The sequence below is a fragment of the Salinibacillus aidingensis genome (assembly GCF_039522525.1).
Classification (GTDB): domain Bacteria; phylum Bacillota; class Bacilli; order Bacillales; family Alkalibacillaceae; genus Salinibacillus; species Salinibacillus aidingensis.
Genome location: NZ_BAAADO010000009.1, coordinates 56,480 through 75,760, shown reverse-complemented (window position 1 = coordinate 75,760; position 19,281 = coordinate 56,480). Strand labels below are relative to the sequence as shown.

General features: G+C 42.5%; 20 protein-coding genes. 10 read left to right on the top strand and 10 right to left on the bottom strand.

The window, feature by feature from the left end; genetic code table 11:
• The first annotated feature begins 113 nt into the window (after positions 1–113).
• The 5 genes from ABD006_RS16835 to ABD006_RS16815 all read left to right on the top strand — a co-directional run bounded on the left by ABD006_RS16835 (position 114) and on the right by ABD006_RS16815 (position 5,472).
• A complete protein-coding gene (locus tag ABD006_RS16835) occupies positions 114–1,850 on the top strand; it encodes a carbon starvation CstA family protein (RefSeq protein ID WP_343843620.1) in 1,737 nt (578 codons plus the stop codon).
• 258 nt (positions 1,851–2,108) lie between these two features.
• Positions 2,109–2,363 (top strand): cory-CC-star protein, encoded by a 255-nt coding sequence (locus ABD006_RS16830; protein ID WP_343843618.1) that lies wholly within the window; start codon positions 2,109–2,111, stop codon positions 2,361–2,363.
• A 39-nt stretch (positions 2,364–2,402) separates the two neighbouring features.
• Complete coding sequence (locus ABD006_RS16825; protein ID WP_343843616.1) at positions 2,403–3,374, top strand: ArsA family ATPase; 972 nt, start codon at positions 2,403–2,405, stop codon at positions 3,372–3,374.
• Complete coding sequence (locus tag ABD006_RS16820; RefSeq protein WP_343843614.1) at positions 3,355–4,350, top strand: zinc-binding dehydrogenase; 996 nt, start codon at positions 3,355–3,357, stop codon at positions 4,348–4,350. Before ABD006_RS16825 ends, ABD006_RS16820 begins: the two co-directional genes overlap by 20 nt.
• A 114-nt stretch (positions 4,351–4,464) precedes the next feature.
• On the top strand, positions 4,465–5,472 hold the full coding sequence (locus ABD006_RS16815; protein ID WP_343843612.1) for a DUF3231 family protein: 1,008 nt from the start codon (positions 4,465–4,467) through the stop codon (positions 5,470–5,472).
• Between the two features lie 210 nt (positions 5,473–5,682).
• On the opposite strand, the gene ABD006_RS16810 is transcribed toward ABD006_RS16815, so the two are convergent.
• Together ABD006_RS16810 and ABD006_RS16805 are read right to left on the bottom strand one after the other, a co-directional pair.
• Complete coding sequence (locus tag ABD006_RS16810) at positions 5,683–6,189, bottom strand: hypothetical protein (protein WP_343843610.1); 507 nt, start codon at positions 6,187–6,189, stop codon at positions 5,683–5,685.
• 243 nt (positions 6,190–6,432) lie between these two features.
• Positions 6,433–6,834 (bottom strand): carboxymuconolactone decarboxylase family protein, encoded by a 402-nt coding sequence (locus ABD006_RS16805; protein ID WP_343843608.1) that lies wholly within the window; start codon positions 6,832–6,834, stop codon positions 6,433–6,435.
• Between the two features lie 157 nt (positions 6,835–6,991).
• Here ABD006_RS16805 and ABD006_RS16800 point away from each other — a divergent pair, with 157 nt between their 5' ends.
• Together ABD006_RS16800 and ABD006_RS16795 are read left to right on the top strand one after the other, a co-directional pair.
• The gene (locus ABD006_RS16800; protein ID WP_343843605.1) at positions 6,992–7,327 is read left to right on the top strand and encodes a hypothetical protein; all 336 of its coding nucleotides are present in this window, start codon (positions 6,992–6,994) and stop codon (positions 7,325–7,327) included.
• Positions 7,328–7,405: 78 nt separating this feature from the next.
• Entirely contained in the window at positions 7,406–7,585 is a 180-nt protein-coding gene (locus ABD006_RS16795; protein WP_343843602.1) for a flavodoxin family protein, read from the top strand.
• A gap of 67 nt (positions 7,586–7,652) precedes the next feature.
• Here ABD006_RS16795 and ABD006_RS16790 read toward each other — a convergent pair whose 3' ends face one another.
• Positions 7,653–8,975, bottom strand: a complete 1,323-nt coding sequence (locus tag ABD006_RS16790; RefSeq protein WP_343843599.1) for an alpha/beta hydrolase — start codon at positions 8,973–8,975, stop codon at positions 7,653–7,655.
• A 191-nt stretch (positions 8,976–9,166) separates the two neighbouring features.
• On the opposite strand from ABD006_RS16790, the gene ABD006_RS16785 reads away from it, so the two are divergent.
• Complete coding sequence (locus tag ABD006_RS16785; protein ID WP_343843596.1) at positions 9,167–9,670, top strand: DUF6843 domain-containing protein; 504 nt, start codon at positions 9,167–9,169, stop codon at positions 9,668–9,670.
• Between the two features lie 124 nt (positions 9,671–9,794).
• Here ABD006_RS16785 and ABD006_RS16780 read toward each other — a convergent pair whose 3' ends face one another.
• From ABD006_RS16780 to mntR, 4 genes are all read right to left on the bottom strand, one after another.
• Positions 9,795–10,247: a DUF2269 family protein gene (locus tag ABD006_RS16780; protein WP_343843593.1), complete on the bottom strand. Its 453-nt coding sequence runs from the start codon at positions 10,245–10,247 to the stop codon at positions 9,795–9,797.
• A gap of 89 nt (positions 10,248–10,336) precedes the next feature.
• A complete protein-coding gene (locus ABD006_RS16775) occupies positions 10,337–10,933 on the bottom strand; it encodes a histidine phosphatase family protein (protein ID WP_343843590.1) in 597 nt (198 codons plus the stop codon).
• A 106-nt stretch (positions 10,934–11,039) separates the two neighbouring features.
• Positions 11,040–12,035 carry an NADPH:quinone oxidoreductase family protein gene (locus ABD006_RS16770; protein ID WP_343843678.1) on the bottom strand — a complete coding sequence of 332 codons (996 nt, stop codon included), beginning with the start codon at positions 12,033–12,035 and terminating at the stop codon, positions 11,040–11,042.
• A 140-nt stretch (positions 12,036–12,175) separates the two neighbouring features.
• Positions 12,176–12,607, bottom strand: a complete 432-nt coding sequence (gene mntR, locus ABD006_RS16765) for a transcriptional regulator MntR (RefSeq protein WP_343843587.1) — start codon at positions 12,605–12,607, stop codon at positions 12,176–12,178.
• Between the two features lie 423 nt (positions 12,608–13,030).
• Between mntR and zupT the strand changes: the two genes are divergently transcribed.
• Positions 13,031–13,843, top strand: a complete 813-nt coding sequence (zupT, locus tag ABD006_RS16760) for a zinc transporter ZupT (RefSeq protein ID WP_343843585.1) — start codon at positions 13,031–13,033, stop codon at positions 13,841–13,843.
• 318 nt (positions 13,844–14,161) lie between these two features.
• Positions 14,162–15,400: an aminopeptidase gene (locus tag ABD006_RS16755; protein WP_343843582.1), complete on the top strand. Its 1,239-nt coding sequence runs from the start codon at positions 14,162–14,164 to the stop codon at positions 15,398–15,400.
• A gap of 74 nt (positions 15,401–15,474) precedes the next feature.
• On the opposite strand, the gene ABD006_RS16750 is transcribed toward ABD006_RS16755, so the two are convergent.
• From ABD006_RS16750 to ABD006_RS16740, 3 genes are read right to left on the bottom strand one after another with little or no spacing between them, the layout of a single operon-like run.
• Positions 15,475–16,548 (bottom strand): Ger(x)C family spore germination protein, encoded by a 1,074-nt coding sequence (locus tag ABD006_RS16750; RefSeq protein ID WP_343843580.1) that lies wholly within the window; start codon positions 16,546–16,548, stop codon positions 15,475–15,477.
• Positions 16,545–17,633 (bottom strand): GerAB/ArcD/ProY family transporter, encoded by a 1,089-nt coding sequence (locus ABD006_RS16745; RefSeq protein WP_343843578.1) that lies wholly within the window; start codon positions 17,631–17,633, stop codon positions 16,545–16,547. The genes ABD006_RS16750 and ABD006_RS16745 overlap by 4 nt, the downstream gene beginning before the upstream one ends.
• Positions 17,634–17,653: 20 nt before the next feature.
• Complete coding sequence (locus tag ABD006_RS16740) at positions 17,654–19,165, bottom strand: spore germination protein (protein WP_343843675.1); 1,512 nt, start codon at positions 19,163–19,165, stop codon at positions 17,654–17,656.
• Between the last annotated feature and the right edge of the window lie 116 nt (positions 19,166–19,281).

The window sequence follows — 19,281 nt, the reverse complement described above, 5'->3', positions numbered from 1 at the left end:
ACTTTCATACATGTTTGTCTTTTCCTCAACATATAAATCTAGTAAAATCGAAGTGTAAGCGTTTACTAGATTTGATCACAGGTTCATAATATTTTAAAAGGAGGGGTATGAAAATGAACGGGATTGTCTTAGCTGTTTTTGGCTTAATCATGTTTTTTCTAGGTTATCGTATTTATTCTAAATATCTGGCTGAGAAAATTTTTCGACTCAATCCCAACTATGTCACACCTGCGAACCGCTACAATGATGGTGTTGACTTTGTGCCCACAAACAAATGGGTTCTGTGGGGGCACCACTTTACGTCCGTTGCAGGTGCAGCACCGATTTTAGGACCTGCCATTGCCGTATATTGGGGCTGGCTCCCGGCTTTATTATGGGTAGTTCTGGGTACGATGTTTGCTGCAGGTGTTCACGATTTTGGAACTATTGTTTTGTCCGTAAGAAATAAAGGGCAGTCTGTGGGAACCCTGGCAAACAAACTAATTGGTCAGCGGGCCAAAATCTTATTCCTGTTTATTATTCTCTTACTGGTTCTCATGGTGAATGCCGTGTTTGCCTGGGTAATCGCCAATCTCTTTATATCCAATCCATCCAGTGTACTTTCTGTCTTTATTCAAATTCCTTTAGCTATATGGATCGGTTATCGTGTGTATAAAAGAAAAGGCGGTATGTTGATTCCATCCTTATTTGCGCTTGCTGCAATGTATGCAGCGGCTGTACTGGCAAGCTATGTCCCTGCTCTGCAAATTGATCTTGTCAGATACTTTGGCGGTGAGGGAGCGACTGGCCTATTTGGCATGAATGCAACCTCCTTGGCCTTTCTGGTATGGATTGTTATCCTGATGGTTTATGTGTATATTGCTTCAACGTTACCGGTCTGGAAGCTTTTGCAGCCTAGAGATTATATTAACTCCCACCAGCTGGTCGTTGGTTTATCCATCTTATACTTAGGGTTGCTGTTTACCCTTCCGCAGGTAACTGCACCTGCTACGAATGCCAATCCTGATACACCTTGGTTTCCTCTGCTGTTTATAACGATTGCATGCGGGGCAATTTCAGGTTTCCATGGATTAGTCTCTTCAGGTACAACCTCCAAACAGCTTAATAAAGAAACCGATGCACGACAGGTGGGTTACTTAGGAGCCATTGGCGAAGGGGCTCTTGCGCTCATTTCCATTATTGCCGTGGTTACCTTCTTCCCTACCTTAAGTGATTTTTCTGCCACCTATAGCGGATTTGAAGCAGCAAGTGAAACAGGCCTTGGGAACTTTGTCGCCGGGGCAGCCCAACTGGCAACCGGCATAGGTATACCGGAAACCGTAGCAGCCACCATTGTTTCCGTCATTGTCGTAAGTTTTGCCGCGACTACACTGGACTCATCTGTTCGTCTCATGCGGTATATCATTTCTGAATTAGGGGAAGAGTACAACATCCGCCCAATGACAAAAATGCATGTAGCTACCTCGATTGCTGTTGTATCCAGTACGGTCTTGACCCTGCTTCCTGAGGGATCAAGAGGATTTGGTTCAGGTGGATACTTACTCTGGCCGTTATTCGGAACATCTAATCAGCTGCTTGCCGGCATCAGTTTACTGTTAATTGCGATTTGGCTGAAACGACAGGGCCGCAATTACTGGCCAGCCATTATTCCAATGGTCTTCCTCATGTTTATGACCTTATGGGCGATGGCCCAGCAGGTAATTTTCGACTGGTCAGGTTATGGCGGAGGAGAGGCAAATATGCTGCTGTTTGTATTCGGAGCCATTATTCTGATCTTTGCCATTTGGATTATCCTGACCGCCATATCGGTTCTTTCCAGGAACCATAACACAGGAATACCGAATGATTAATACCAGAGCAAAGCCGCGCAGTCGATGTGCGGCTTTTCCCTCTTTGTTCTAACAGGTTTCAGGAGGGAAGGCAGCCCGAACTTATTCACGCATTAACCGGCCGTAATACCCCTTCTTCAAGTCTTAAGAGTAACCATCAGGGCTAAGGGGGGGATAAACGGCCAGTAAATTCCTGATACGTTCAACTAACCATCAGTGGGGGGATGGAAAACCCCTCCCCACTGATGGAAGTTTCACTTTATCGAAAGGAGACTGACGATGAAATCACTGAAGCGAATATTTGAACTGTACGACGAAATCCTGCGTCTCCCTCACAAACAGGAGGTTGCACGGGAGCTCCGTGATGAGGATGATCTCTTTTTACTGCTGCTTTATTCAGATATGTTAGGAATCCCGAATCCAGCCTTTTATTACACACTTGAGTTATACCCTTACATCATTGATCGCTTTCATGATTGGCATTTACGCATGGGTATGGAAAAATCACCTTTTGAGGGGATTCGCTGCTGCTAATAAGGATTTAATCCGCATACGTTCATTGGAGGGGATCACATGAATGAATTGCTGAAAAAACGGATCATTTTTGTCGGTGGCAAAGGTGGTGTCGGTAAATCCACTGCCTCTGCCGCCCTTGCTCTGGCCTTCTCTAAGAAAGAGGAAAAAACCTTAATTGTATCCACCGATCCTGCTCATAATCTTGGAGATATCTTCTATAAAAAAATAGACGATCAGCCGGTCAAAATTCGGGAACATCTCTGGGGCATGGAGATTCATCCGGAAAAGGAGTCAAAGAGATATATTGAATCGGTGAAGGACAACCTTAAAGGACTGGTCAAATCAAGAATGGTTGAAGAGGTTCACCGGCAAATTGATATGGCCAGTGCTTCTCCAGGTGCCGATGAAGCTGCTCTGTTTGATCGGATCGTGTCCATTATTTTAAATGAAGTCGATCATTTTGATAAAATTATTTTTGACACTGCACCGACCGGCCACACCATTCGTCTGCTGAGTCTGCCTGAGCTTATGACCGTATGGATGGAGGGCATGGTAGACAGACGAAAGAAAATCAATGATAATTATACTCAGTTGCTTAATGATGGAGAACCGGTGGAGGATCCCATTTTTGACGTTTTACAAACAAGGAAGGAAAAATTTATCAACGCACGGGACATCCTCTTAGATCCTTCAAAAACCGGTTTTACCTTTGTCCTGATTCCTGAACGTCTGCCCATACTCGAAACCCAAACAGCGGTAAAACAGCTGGATTCCTACCATCTGCACGTACGTACACTCATCGTCAATAAAGTACTGCCTGAACATGCCGATGGAGACTTTTTAAGGAAGAGAAGACAGCAGGAAGAAACCTATTTACAGGAAATCAGGAAGACATTCAAAAAACAGGATCTATTACATATTCCTTTATACGAAGAGGATGTCTCTGATATGGACAAATTAACACAATTCGCCAATCAGCTATGGCAGGAACTAAAGGGGGAAGCTTATCATGAAAGCAATCGTTCATAAAGAACAGGAAGGTCTCAACGGTCTGTTTTATGAGGACATGGATGAGCCGGAAGTAAACACCGGACAAGTCAAAATCAAACTGAAAACCGGGGGCATGAACCGTCGCGATGTCGCCCTGCTCCACCGGCATAAACCGGATCAGCCTCCACTCATTATGGGCTCGGATGGTGCAGGTGTTGTAGAGGCCGTCGGTGAGGGTGTCAAAAATGTAAAAGCCGGTGACGAAGTGGTTATCGATCCTTCCTTGGGCTGGCAGAAGAAAAGCGAGGCCCCACCTGAAGGATTTAAAATTCTCAATATGCCTGATCACGGAACGTTTGCCGAGTATATCACGATTCCGGCTGAAAACGTGGAAAAAAAACCGGAACATTTATCATGGACAGAGGCTGGTGTGCTTCCACTGGCAGCTCTAACCGGTTATCGTGCCCTCTTTACACGGGGTAAGGTACAATCAGGCGACACAGTGATGCTTCCCGGTATAGGAAGTGGCGTGCTGACTTATATTTTAATGTTTGCAAAAGCAGCCGGAGCCAGAGTCATCGTTACTTCCAGAAGTGAAGAGAAGCGGCAAAAGGCACTGGAGCTTGGAGCGGATGTCGCTATTCCAACAGAATCTGATTGGAAGGAAGAACTCAAGGATGAACGGGTCGATCTCTTGATTGAAAGCATTGGCCGGGCCACCTTTAACAAATCCCTTGGTATCATTCGCAAAGGCGGGACGATTGTAACCTTTGGTGCGACGACTGAGGATGAAGTAAACATCGACATCCGCAAATTTTTCTACGGGCAATTTAACCTGCTTGGCTCTACAATGGGCAGTCATGAAGAGTTTAAAGAAATGCTGGCCTTTGTGGAAAAGCATCAAATCAGACCTGTTGTAGACCGAATTTTTTCACTCCCTGATTATAAAGAGGCCTTCAGCTATTTACGTGATTCAAAAAACTTTGGAAAAATCGCCTTTGATATTCATTCATAAGTATAAAACCGGACCCAAATCCATGTGGTCCGGTTTTCTTTTTGGCTGCCCCGTATATTTTGGGAAAAAGTTTGAGATTATAAGAACATGACTATCCTTATAGGGGGAAGACCGATGGAAACCGAACATCATGTCCGATTAACCGCACCGGAAATATCCGGTTTATGGACACAATATATGTTTGACAGTATGTCCCAGCGCTTTTTCGAGTATGCCCTGGAACATATTGAGGACGAGGATATCCGAAGTTTATATAAAAAAGCTTTAGCCTTGTCTGAAAAACACCTGGCACATGTATCGGAGTTTTTTAGACAGGAAAATCACCCTACTCCTCAGGCATTTACAGAAGCTGATGTAAATAAAAAAGTACCCCCCCTATTCCAGGAGCCTTTTTACCTCCACTATTTATATATTATGTGTCTTCAGGGACTTACAGGGTATGGGTTGTCTGTAGGTACGTCGATTCGGTCTGATTTACGAAGCTATTTTATCCAGTGTAATACAGAGACGATGGAGCTGTTTGACCAGACTACACAAGCGATGCTTACGAAGGGCCTGTATAGTCGTCCACCAGTGGTAAACCAGGCAGAACAGGTCTCCTTTGTAACGGATCAGGGCTTTTTAACGGGCTGGTTTGGTCACCGTCGCCCCCTTACTTCCCTCGAAATCGGGGACATAACATTTAATATGTATAAAATGAACCTGCATATCGCATTAAAAATCGCCTTTGCCCAGACCTGTACGGATAAGCACGTTCGAAAAATCATTGAGCGGGGAATGCAGATTTCCAACAAACATACGGAAGTGTTTAAAAGTATATTTAATGAAGAAAAACTGAACTCTCCTATATCATTACAGGCACTCGTGACTGATTCAACCGAAGCTCCATTCTCTGATAAATACATGATGTATCAGATTCAGTATTCCACTCAGATTGCCATAGCTTTCTACGGAACAGCCATGAGCGTGAATGCAAGAAGAGATTTAGGGGCTCATTATACTCGCTTAACCGCTGAATTAGTGGCATTTGCTGAGGATTGTGCGAATCTGATGATTAAAAATGGATGGTTGGAGCAGCCGCCCATGGCGACAGACCGGGAAAAGATTGCTAAGAAAAAATGACAGATCCCTTTCGAATATAGACGGAAGCTCCCGCACTGTAGCCGGATGAGGTTTTTGATCTCTTACCTGCAAAGAGGTTAATCAATAAAAACGTCTTATGAAATGAGCGTTGAAGGGTAGCCATTTAACGCTCATTTCTTCGTTAGTTGTCTCATCTTCCCAACCCATTATATGGTCTTACTTCCCGACCTCACTATCTCCTAAAGCACTTTACTCCATCGAATTGGCTATTTCGATTAAATCATCCATTGTTACGTCAGAACCAGTTCCATCAGGGGGTTCTATCAGTGATAATTCATGATGATGACCATTTTCGTTTTCCCATCTCACACTTGATTCAGATACGTTAGCCTCCATTCCATTTTCCAAAGTAACGGTTTTACTACTTTTTTCATTCGCATACGATACATTTCCATACTTCGTGTTCAGTAATAAGTTTGAGCTGTCTCCTGCATATGTGAAAGTCGTCAAAATGATTTTGCCGTCAGGGTCATTTACAGGTTCACTTGTATAATCAAAATCAACAACGCGCATATTCTCGGGTAATTCTGCAGGGACTACTAAAGTCTCTCTAATTTCTTCAGGTAACTCTGCAACTTTATCCTGAACCTTCTCAGGATAATTAGAAATTGTCTCCTGAGATGGATTGGAGTCACTGGAGCAAGCTGACAGAATTCCAATAACGATCATGATTACAAAGGTTAGAGTTTGTTTCAAAGCCATCCCTCCTCCTTTTATGATTTGTTTAGTTATACGAACACAGGCAGCAATAAGTTTCCTTTCTGTACTAATCTTACTGGAATTTTATACCGATTGTTGACGTAATCCCAGGACTTGAAGCGGGAGGATTACGACTAGTTAATACATGATAATAAAAAAAGTAGTTCAGTCAGGGGATACAAATTCGTTTTGTCCTCCTGAACTGAACTACTTTCTTATCGAATGCTGACTTTTGATGATTTAATGCTTAGCCTGATAATGATCAAATGTATCAAGCGCAAGGGTAACCCCCTGAGAGAAGGATGCCCCTCCCCCAAGTGCCGCACTTACGGCAATGGTTTCCATAACCTCTTTCTCACTTGCCCCATGCTCCACAGCTCCTTTAGCGTGGTACATGATACAATACTCATCCTGGGAATAAATACTGATGCCAAGGGCCATGAGCTGTTTGTGCTTTTCAGACAACGCTCCTTCTTTAAAGCAGGCTTCGGTAAAATCGAAAAAGCCTTTCGTCATTTCAGGCAGACCCTTCTGCAGGCGGGTCGCGCCCTCCTTAAAATCCACAATAAGCTCCTCAATATAATCAATTTCCTCGTGATCATGGTCATGATGATGCTCATGATCATGCGTATGTTCACTCATATCGATCACCTCATATGTAAATGTTTGTACACTCTTAGCATACCTAATCTTCACCCAATCCATGCATTCCCCTGCTAATCCTTTAGCGCTTTAAAGGATGTGGGGACAGTCCCAAGTGTGATGCATATCATTACAAACCGTTATCATCTCAAGCATAATGAAGGTAGGGAAGAAATTGAATGACGCTCCAAATGGTAAGGAGCAGCTGATTCGCATCCTTGACCAAGGAGACTTTTTTGGAGAAATGTCGATTTTCTCTATATATGCATCGTTCAGACATTCAGGAATTAATGGTGAAGCACCCGGCCATTTCGTTAAAAATACTGAGGAATTCAGCAGACGTCTCGACCATACAGAGCATCTCGTGGAACAGCTAAGCTCACAGGATGTGGAGAACGCTTTACAGGACAAGAGAATGATCGAACAAACCGGACAACGAAAAATTAAAATTATTGATATAGATCAATTACAAGACAAAACGGAAGCCTGGTAATAGGGGTAATCAGGAAGTATTCCCCCCATAACATCAAGGCATTTTCCTGAACAAATCCTAATGAAAAGGGTGATGAACATGTTAAACATTCTTCTCGTCTACACGAGTATGGCAGGAAATACGGAAGAAATGGCAGATACAATTGCCGACACACTCAAAAAGCATAAGGACATTAACCTGACCTTCATGGATATTATAGATGAGGAACCGGAAAACCTCAGTCAATACGACGGAATTCTGATTGGCAGCTATACATAGAGGGGCGGCACGGTTCCGGCAAAAACAAAGGGCAAAAGCCAACCCCGGCTTTTGCCCTTTTGTTGCTTTATTTTACAAATTGATGGTTCTTCAAAAAGGAAATGATCCCGTCCATTAATCCCTCAGCCAGCGGTAAATCAGGATTCGAGTACGTATCCAGGTTTTCTGCCCGTTCCTCAGGCGCTCTTTTCAGCACATGATTCATTTCATTAATGATCAGAAGCTTTGAATTTTTGTGGGCCTCATGCAGGTTCTCCGCTTCTTTTTTCGCTACCTGAACATCATGCTCACCATTTATCACGAGCACAGGCATAGGAAGCTTTTGTATTTCTTCAACCGGATTGTATTGCATCCACGAAGACATGAAAGCCTGAACAGATGGACGGAAGGTGCTCTGGAGTGCCTGTGGAATATCCTCCACTTTTTCTCCCTGCTTTAACTGTTCAAGAATTTTTTCGCTTTCCTTCACTAAGTCATCGCTTAACCCATCCTGTAGCTGATCATAGAGCACTTCATCAATGCTCCGGCTTGCACCGGCAATAGAGATGAAGGTATCCACATCTGTATCGGCAGCAGCCAGCATGCCCACTAATGACCCCTGACTATGCCCGATGACACAGACATTTGAGAACTGTTCATCCTGGCTCAGCTTTTGAATCCAGGCCCTTGCATCAGTCACAAAGTCCTCGAATCGCAAGTCCTCTTCTGCTATCAGTGAATCCTGATTCTTGCCCACACCACGTTTGTCGTAACGCAGACTTGCTATCCCATTTTCAGCCAGACCCTCCGCAAGCATTTTCAGGCTATTATTTTTCCCCGGAATGGTCGGTGTGTTTCCGTTACGATCTGTTGGCCCGGATCCTGGAATAATCAGAACGACCGGGTGCGGACCCTTTGCACCATCCGGAAGCAGTAATTCCCCATTTAACTCTCCATTCGGGGTATCCACGCTCATGAATTGTCCCTCATCTTCTGCGGTCTCTTCTTTCCTGTCTTCCGTCTTTTCTAAAGTAAAAAGAAACGACTGCCCATTCTGACTAAAGGTGCCTTCAATAGACTCTGCGTTTTTCTCTCCATCAAAAGTAATCTTCTGTCCCTGCAGCTCCATTTGAAAAAATACCTGGGGCAAATCAATTGAAATATTGGATAGCGGATAATCCTTAACCCCTTGCACAGGGATGCTGATCGTTCCCGTCCAATCATCTTCATTGGAAAATGTAATGACAATCGGTAAAGGCCGGTCAGGAATCTGGATTTGTCCATCCCAGGTCCCCTCCAATTCCTTTTCCTGTTTCTTTTCATTCGAATCCTCTTCTTTTTGATCTTTACAGCCTGTTATAAAAAATGATGTTATAATTAACACGAAGCCGATAAATATTTTCCTTTTCATATGCTTGCCTCCATCATGTTAAAAACCTGATTATTAGTATGTGAGCCCATCATCCTTTCGATACGTCAGACAAGGAGTTAGGAGAAGCCATATAGAAATTAATAGAGGAGGCCTTCCATGTCTCCTGTAGACTCATTGCATTTTCCAAACCTAAACCAGGAAAGGTTATACTGGAAGAAAGGGTAGAATTTATGAAAAAACTTATATTTAGTATTGTTACAATTATTTTAATCCTGATCTTATCTATCTCTTTGTATAAATTTTTCGTTGTGAAAGATCCAGCAGATGAAGTATATCTCATTCCGGATGGATATGAAGGCTGTATAGGCATTTTTTATGATTTTAAAAACCAGGAACCATTACAAATAGAAAATAACACGATTACGTATCAAGTCCCTGATGACGGGATAATAAAAACTTCTTCTCCTGAGAATTTAGGCTGGGCTTATGAGGATCATTCCGGTTTTCGTCAAGTCGATTATTACTATGTGGACAATCAGGGTAATCGGAAACAGTTAAATCACGAAAAGTATATTCATTATGGAGGTAATGCAAGCACCAGCAGAACATTACCAGATGGAACTCACATTAATTTATCATTCAGTCACTTTTATGTAGGAAAAAAACCGGATAATTACTCTTTCAAAGGCTGCTTTCGTACAGATAAAGAATTGGAACAAGTATTAGATAAATAGGCCCGGCATCATTAAGATTGTTTACGCAGATGATCTGACTTAATAAACGCCTGGAACCCCAAGCGTTTACCTGTGTCGTCTTCATATATAGTCGATGATTGATTTTCACGTCATGCGTGTACTTTTAAAACGGCTTTAAAATCATAAGTGCAATGACGATTAAAAAGATAAAATTTTCCAATCTTTCATATCGAAACAACTCTTTTTCCATACGATAATAATCACTTGGAATCTCTTCTCCATCATATTCAACCAGCCACTGTTTTATTGGCTTGGATCTCGGCGACAGCAGCAGCGGACCAAAGGCCAGGGCAATTAAAAAGAGTATGAGGCTGAGCCAGTACCAGGCTTTTTCAAACAAGGACGTATTCATAAAGCCCATGGCAAGACCTGTAATTAAAAGCAACGTACCTCCAATCATCACAAAAGTATGTAATCGATTCCGTATAGCATAAGCGTGTCTTAATTCGGTCATGTTTTTCGCACTGGACACGACACGGATCATAACAAATCCCGGCCCCATACCAAGTATTGCTGAAAATACGTGAATGGTCACCAATAGCATATAGAATGACATCGTGATGCCTCCCCTTATTAAACTACGACATTATTATATCGCAATATAGGTTTAATAAGGGGTGATATGCATCACGCGATCAAGGCTGCTTACTTTGCCTCCAGTTCCTTCTGATGATCCAAGTGTTTTGTGCAGTTTAACAGCTGACACTCCCACTCGCCTTCCGTTCTCTCAAATATGGAGAAGGCTGTATTTTCGAAGCGTTCATCAAAATGTGGATTATCCAGTAAACCTTTAATAAGCATATTCAAGGTCGCTCCATGACTGACAAACAAGATACGTTTTCCCTCATAGGCCTGGCAAAACTCCTCGACACACGCAACACTTCTCTGGGTTACCGCTTCTGTTCCTTCACGCCCCAGGTCCAGCTCCCGCCAATTTTCACCGTACTTTTTCACTCTTTCCAATTCCGTTGTGCCCTCGATTTCTCCAAAGCCTCGTTCCTGAAGTCGAGCATCTTTTATGACGGAAAGCCCTGTATGGCGAGCCACAGCATTTGCTGTATCAGCGGCCCGGGACAGCGGACTTGTCACAATAAGGTCCCACTCCCCTTTTTGAAAACGGGTGGCCAGTACCTCAGCCTGTCTCTGTCCCACTTCATTTAATTGCACATCGGTTTGCCCCTGCGCTTTCCGCTCCACATTCCAATCTGTCAATCCATGCCTTATCAGTCCAATCGTTGTCATATGGCCCCTCTCCCCTATCATGAAAAAATATGAATGTTATTATTATACGATATTTCCGGTGAAAGAAAAATAGGAACATACCTGAATTTTCTGCCGACGATAAGGTCTATATTAATTTCACAAGGGTCCTTCCTCTGGCCTTCCCTTCCAATAAATCAGGCAGAACATCCGGTAGCTCCTCAAGTGTAACTTCCTGCTGAACAAAAGGCTCAAACGTATCTGGTTTAAAGTCTGCAGCCAGATGCGCCCATATCTGTCGCCTTATTTCCATTGGACAGTAAACCGAATCAATCCCCAGCAGGTTTACGCCTCTGAGAATGAAAGGAAAAACTGCTGTGGGTACTTTTGTCCCTGCCGTTAATCCACTGACGGCAACCGCACCACCGTATTGAATCTGACTTAACACGGATGCCAGAGGCTCGCCGCCCACAGGGTCAACAGCAGCCTGCCACGTCTGTTTGCCTAATGCCTTTATTTTCCCGTCAAACACATCGGTGCGGGAAATCACCTGATCTGCCCCTATTTGCTTTAAATACTCATGCTCAGAATCCTTGCCTGTACTTGCCTCCACTTCAAAGCCCAGGGATTGTAAAATGGAAATGGCAAAGCTCCCCACTCCTCCTGTAGCTCCTGTTACCAGTACCTTTCCTTTTTCAGGGGTAACCTGGTTCTCCAAAAGACGCTTTACAGACAGACCTGCCGTAAACCCTGCCGTTCCTAAAATCATCGCTTCTTTGAGAGAAAGGCCTTGAGGAAGGGGCACAATCCAGTCAGCAGGTATCCGCGCATACTCACTGTATCCCCCGGCATGTGAGACACCAATTTCATAGCTGGTGGCAATGACTTCATCCCCTTTCTGAAAGCGGGAATCCATGGATGATTCAACCACACCAGCCATGTCAATCCCCGGCACCATGGGATAGTTTCGAATGATGTTCCCATTAGGTATACCTGCCAGGCTATCCTTGTAATTCACCCCCGAATAATGCACACGGATAAGCACTTCTCCCTCAGGCAGATCCTCGATTGCCTGATTTTTAACGGTTAAAGAAAATTCATCCCCCTGCTTATCTGCAACTAATGATTGAAACGTAATGGTCATCATGAATCTCCTCCTTTTTATTACAATAAAAGCTTCTGGAGACAATCCTTCCAGAAGCTTTTTTTATAAAGTGTAGTCTTGTTGGGTTACCCCCAAAACTTGAGGTGGGCTTATTACGGCCAGTTAATAAGTGTTAAAACTTAATCCATCAAATCATTTTCATTATTAATGGCTTGTAAAACTTGTACTCTGCTATGGTCATCTTTAAAGTACTGAACCAGATTCGCAATCTTATCAATCGCTTCCCAGCTCAAATGATGTTCAATCCCTTCTACATCATCATAAATCTTATCCTTATGTACCCCAATGATTTCCAAAAATTCCTCCAGCAGATCATGGCGATAGACAAGAAGATGACCAAACTTTTCCCCTTTGGAGGTTAAATTCAAGCCTCGATAGCGTTCATAAACTAGATAGCCATCATCGCCGAGCTTTTGCACCATTTTCGTAACCGATGACGGCTGAACGGATAAGTTTTCCGCTATTTCAGATACTCTGGCATATCCTTTTCTATGTATCAATAAATAAATCTGTTCCATATAATCTTCCATACTCGGAGTCGTTCCACCCATTTCACAAAGCCCCTTACATCATACCTTTACCTAAATTATAGATGAAAACAACCATGATAACAACCGGGAAAAGGTGGGGAGAGCGGTTTGGCCATACGGCATAAACTAAATAAGCAAGTATGAACAAAGAAAAACGATGAACTGCTTAGGGCCGAATTGCATAACCTTAATCAGATTTGGAAATTTTAATATAACCATACCAGCGATTTATTTGATTGACAATTTTGGCAACTTGCTATATTTTAGTCTCAGGAAACTTTTTTATAGCTGTAAAAGTTTTACGCACAATTACCTAACCTGATTCATATATATTCATTGTGAATTATTTTTTTAGCTAGAAGTTTCCCTAAGGAAAGACTTGTTTAACAAATTTAATATGACGAACTGTAAAAATAAAACACCGACAGTAAGGGAGAGATGCATATGACAGAGAATGTCCTTCTAGCCCTCAGCTTGACATTGATGGCTGGGCTGTCTACGGGTATCGGAAGTGTCTTAGCTTTTTTTACATCAGACACGAATACTAAATTTTTATCCTTTGCCCTTGGTTTCTCTGCAGGGGTGATGATTTATGTTTCCTTTGTTGAAATTTTTGTAAAAGCGCAGGAAGCATTGATTGAAGCCCAGGGGGAAACGTTAGGAAATTGGATCACGGTGGGAGGCTTTTTTGGGGGAATTCTTCTAATCGCGTTGATTGACAAATTTATTCCTCAGCAGGGAAATCCCCATGAAATAAGAAAAGTAGAAGATATGAAAAAGGAACCGAAAATCATAAATGACCAATCTTCCTTACTCAAAATGGGATCTTTTACGGCCTTAGCCATTACGATTCATAACTTTCCTGAAGGGATCGCCACATTCACATCCGCACTCCAGGACCCCGGCTTAGGCATTGCGATTGCTATTGCGGTTGCCATTCATAATATCCCTGAAGGCATTGCCGTTTCCGTTCCGGTTTATTTCGCAACAGGAAGTAAGAAAAAGGCATTTAAGTTATCCTTTCTGTCAGGTTTATCTGAACCCTTGGGAGCCATCGCTGCTTACCTAATTTTAATGCCTTATTTAAATGATATGATGTTCGGGATCATCTTTGCTGCCGTTGCCGGAATTATGGTTTTCATCTCTCTTGATGAACTCTTGCCTGCTGCCAAAAAGTACGATGAAGCCCACCTTTCCATATATGGATTAATCGCTGGAATGGCTGTTATGGCTGTCAGTCTGCTGTTAGTCTTATAAAGTGAAACTTCCATCAGTGGGGGTTTTCTCCATTCCCCACGGATGGTTAGTTGAACTTATCAGGTTTTTACTGGCCGTTTATCCCCCACTTTGTCTTGTTGGGTTACCCTCAAAACTTGAAGTGGGGGTATTACGGCCAGTTAATACGTGATAACTTAAAGCTCAGGATGCGACTCATAACGATAGAGTCGCATCTTTTTTGTATTCTATCCATTATAATATGCAGTCATGATGGATATTCAGGAAAAGCCACGCCCAGGCTTTGTGCAAAAATTCAATGTATGAAATAATAGAGTAGTTAAAAAGGAGGATGAACATATGTCAGATTTTCAAAAAAATATGGAAAAATATGCAGAATTAGTGCTGCGTAAAGGGGTAAACCTTCAGAAAAATCAAGCACTGATGGTCAATGCCCCAACGGAAGCGGTCGAATTTGTCCGTGTCGTTGCGAAAAAAGCGTATGAGATCGGTGCAAAGGATATACATATGAATTGGACGGATGAAACGCTCACCCGGCTTAAATTTGAGCATGCACCAATGGAAACTCTTGAAACTGTTCCGCAATGGCGCGTGGACATGTATGATTACTATGCTGAGGATGGAGCCGCTGTTCTTTCCATTAAACCATCCAATCCTGACTTACTGAAAGGAATTGACCCAAGCCGTATTGCAGCTGCCAATAAAGCATCCGGAAATGCGATGCAAAACTTCCGCAGCTATACGATGAACGACCGCATAACCTGGTGTGTAGCAGCTGTTCCCGGCCAGGCATGGGCGCAGAAGGTCTTCCCTGGTGAATCACCAGAAACCGCTGTTGAAAAGCTGTGGGAGCAAATCTTTAAGATTACTCGGGCTGATCAGGAGGACCCAATCGATGCCTGGAACCAGCATAATCAGACATTGGCATCAGTCAGAGATTATCTAAATGAAAAACAATACGAAAAGCTTGTCTACAAAGCACCTGGTACCAATCTTGAAATTGCTTTACCTGAAGGCCATGTCTGGAAAGGCGGAGCATCACCGACTGAAAAGGGAACCATTTTCAACGCCAACATTCCGTCTGAAGAAGTCTTTACCATGCCTCATAAATATGGTGTAAATGGAACGGTTCGCAATACGAAGCCTCTCAATTATGGTGGCAATGTGATTGACGACTTCTCCATTACATTTAAAGATGGCAAAGCCGTTGATTTTTCTGCAGGTGAGGGCTATGAAACCCTGAAACATCTGCTGGAAACAGATGAAGGCGCGAAAAGACTCGGGGAGGTTGCTCTCGTTCCGCACGAATCACCGATTTCCCAGTCAGGCTTAATTTTCTTCAACACCCTTTATGACGAAAACGCATCCTGCCACCTCGCATTTGGAAAGGCCTATCCTACCAATATTAAAGGTGGATCAAACATGGATGACGACACCCTCGATCAAAGCGGCGTCAACAACAGCCTGGTCCATGTAGACTTTATGATGGGATCAGACAAGCTCGATGTTTACGGTGTCACTAAAGATGGCAAAGAAGAGCCCATTCTGAACCAAGGTTCATGGGCGATTAACCTGTAAAAGATCATAAGCTCCATCCTGCCCCAAGCCACAAAGAAACCACGTGTCCAACATTAAGGACGCGTGGTCTTTATTTACCTCCGAATTCCATACTCCATAATCTTCACATCTATCTTTGGGGTAAATTTTAATTCCGGATACATCTTCTCCCATTCTTTCCAGCTGAAGTTCCTATGTTCACTGTGGTATTCATTACCCAGGGCGAGTGGATCTATATTCAGTTCCTTCAGTTTCTTAAGAATGTCCTTCGCCTGTTTCTTCATCTGTTTTTCCATACTTTCTTCTATATTTTTCAATACTTTTTTCGTAATCTTACCTCCACGATACTCCCTGAGAATCCCTTTCTGTTTCACATCAATAATTAATTCCATATTCTTCCCAGACCCTTTAAATTGAATTGTTCTATCCGAGCTTATATTACTAACCGTTGCACTTTTTTTATCCCCACGATGAATGGGAAAGGTAGCGTTCTGAAAATCTCCAACCAGTGAATTGAAGGTGTAGGTTTGCTCATAGGGGATTTTTCCAACATAACGGTCATGATCCAATAAAGCAATGCCATCAATACTGACCATGTCCTCCACAGACAAATAAGGTAAATAGGGATCTGCTCCCTTTGAATACAGGGCATACACAAAAAGATGCAGATTCGTTTCAGGAATCGTTCCTCTGTCAATATTCTGCTCCAGCATATCAGACAGGTACATACCTGCATCATTATCCCAGTATTGACGAGTTAAAACCTCCTGTGTGGGGCCTTCTGTTATGGCCAATCTGGCTCTGGAACCGATACTCGGATCACGTACAAAAACATCCTTCAGCTTTTGAATCCCCTCCTTCGCCAATTCCTGATTAAATAAAATAACCTCGAGTTTCCCTGTAGCCAGTGGGCGGTTGGCTTCTGTGTTTAACTTAGCCGAATTTTCGCGCATCAGCATGGCTGTATCACTAAATATCTCTGTCATCACGGTTCCTTCAGCCTGAAAATTTGGAACCGCTATGGTCCCCTGAATTTTATTTCCTTCTGCTGGATCATAACCCACAGCGGTGACAAGAGAAATGTCATCAACAATTTGCCGTTCGATTCCACATCCTGCTGTAAGCAATACAACCGTAGAAAGGACGATTCCCAAAGCCAGTGCTCTCATTTGGATTTCCTCACTTTTTGATAAATAGTGTAAGCAATAAATAGAAATGGAATATAGACAAAAACCGTATAAAAACCCATTCGCGATACGTAATCACTTAATTTCATAATACGTTCATGTCCATTAATCAATGTATTGGCAATAAGTACGATGAGGAGGAAAACAATTACGGTTTTTCTTTGATTCACATGAAAAATACGTTTCATTCCCCGGGTGGCTGCCCACAGTGTAAGGGTCATATTAGGAAGGATAACCATTGCCCATGAGCTGATTCCGATATATTCAAAACGTTCCACAAAGGGCATCTCGATAATTTTCCAAATTCCAAGCGTCGGCCAAATAACCGTGCTAAGCTGCTCTTCATCATAAAAAACGAAGGCCACAATGGTTAAAGCTACGTAGATAAAAATCGTAAACATCACCCCAAAGTGCGCCCATTTATGAGCTTTCTCAGGATGTTTAATAAAAGGATAATAGATGAGCAGAGTAGAAAAACCTAAAAAGCTTAACGTCATTTCCTTTGTAGACAGCAATAAATCTTTAACCGAATGATTTAATACAGGCATTAAATTATGAAAATAGGCAAATTCCAAAGGGAACAGCAGCGTAAGCAGAAGATAAAGCGGGATCACCGTTCCCAGGAAGCATATGCCCGCCACAACCCGAAATCCCCCGTTAATCACATAATAAAAAAGTATGATAAATACAACCCCAAGATAGAGTACACTTATATGAGGAAACATCCACACTTGAATAATCTCAATATAAAGCCGAAGTGTAACTGCCGACAAAATCAGAAAATAAATTGAAATGAGAAATCCAAGCACCCCGCCAGCATATTTTCCAAAAAGGGTATTATGAATATCAAAAATGTCCTCATCCTGTTTCAGCATTTTAAAGCACATCCAGACAACGACATGGACTGCAATTCCAGCGATGATTACCGAAATCCATGCATCATAACTGGCATATTCAATGACGGCACTTTCAAAGCTTAAAATTCCGATCCCCACCTGAACCGAATGAACTAAAAAGAAAACTAAAAAGGACGATACTTTCAGGGTATCTGAAACGGGTTTACCCAACCTCCTCACCTCCTTGTCTATTATTCATCAATATCCTTCTTTTTCGTTGCTTTTTTATAGCTGTACTTCTCTGTTTGCTGTGTCTGAAGCTGTACCGGCCGCTTCGTATTTCTTGAAAACGGAAGGCGGATAATCGCATCCTTCATATCTTTTAGACGAGGAGGATAAATCGGTTCTAAAAAAGGTCTCCCTAAGGATGAAAGTCGCAGCAAGTGAGTGATTAAAAAACAGAAGCCGAGAACAACCCCCAGCATGCCAAATAAATAAGCAAAGATAAGAAATGGAAACCGAATCAGACGAATGGTATTGCTCATTTGATAGACCGGCGTTGTAAAGGAAGCCAAGGCCGCAAGCGCAATAAGGATTAACAGGACGTTACTTGTTAATCCGGCTTCAACTGACGCTGTTCCAATCACAATACCACCCACAATACCAATGGTTTGCCCGACCTTCGTAGGCAGTCTTGCCCCGGCCTCACGTAACAATTCAATCGTTAATTCCAAGAAGACCGCTTCCAGTATAGGCGGAAGCGGAACTACTTCCCTGGAGGTAATTAACGTACCCATTAAATCTTTCGGGATTAACTCATAATGATACGTCAAAGCAGCAACATATATCGGTGTCACCAGAATGGAGAAGATAACTGAAAAGAAACGGATAATTCGAAAAGCAGAGGCAATAAAAGGATTTAAAAAGTAGTCCTCAAATGATATAAAAAACTCAGTAAGATTGGCTGGTGCAATTAAGACATGGGGAGACCCGTCAGCCATGATGACGATTTTGCCCTCAGCCAAAACAGCTGCAGTGCGATCAGGTCTTTCTGTATCCAGCAACTGTGGAAATGGAGATTTTGGATTGTCGGCAATGATTTGTGTAATGTAGGAACTATCAATAAGGTGGTCAATATCGATATCTTCTACACGCTGCATGACTGTGTTGATGTTTTCCTCATTGGCTATTCCTTCAATATATAGCACCGCCACCTTTGACTTGGTCAATCTTCCAACCTTTACTTCCTTGATCATTAACTCCGGGATCGGTAAATGATGACGGACCAGATTTAAATTCGTGTCAATGGATTCGATAAATGCTTCCTTTGGTCCAATAACAGAAAATTCAACTTCTGGTACCGATACATTTCTCGTCTTCTTTAAAGGGGCATTGATGAGCAGACCCTGCTGATCATACTCATCCAGCCGGATCAGAATATAACCTCTTAACAATTTCGTTTGCATTTTTTTAACATCTTTTGTTGTCAGTACCTTTTCCACTGGAATGGATTCTTTAATCTCTTCCAGGGAATAATGCTTATACTCCTGTATATTTTCCAAAATATCTCTGTGAAGAATTTCTGTATCAATCAATGATTTATAAAAGGAAATCCAAATCTTCTGTTTTTTTATTGGCTCCTTAAAGTGCAAAAAATCATTCGATGTATTGCAGATATCTATGAGTTCAATAATATTTGAAGGCTCCAGGAGTGTATTGGATTGTTTTTTCTGTGCTGATTTCTTTTTCCCGAATAGTTTCATTGGCCAATCCTCACATTTTCCATCAGAATTCTGCAGTGGGTTGCTCTTCATATTTTGCCTGAACATGGCAGATTTATTCTTCAATGGTAAATGACAAAAAGAAAAGGCCACCTTCA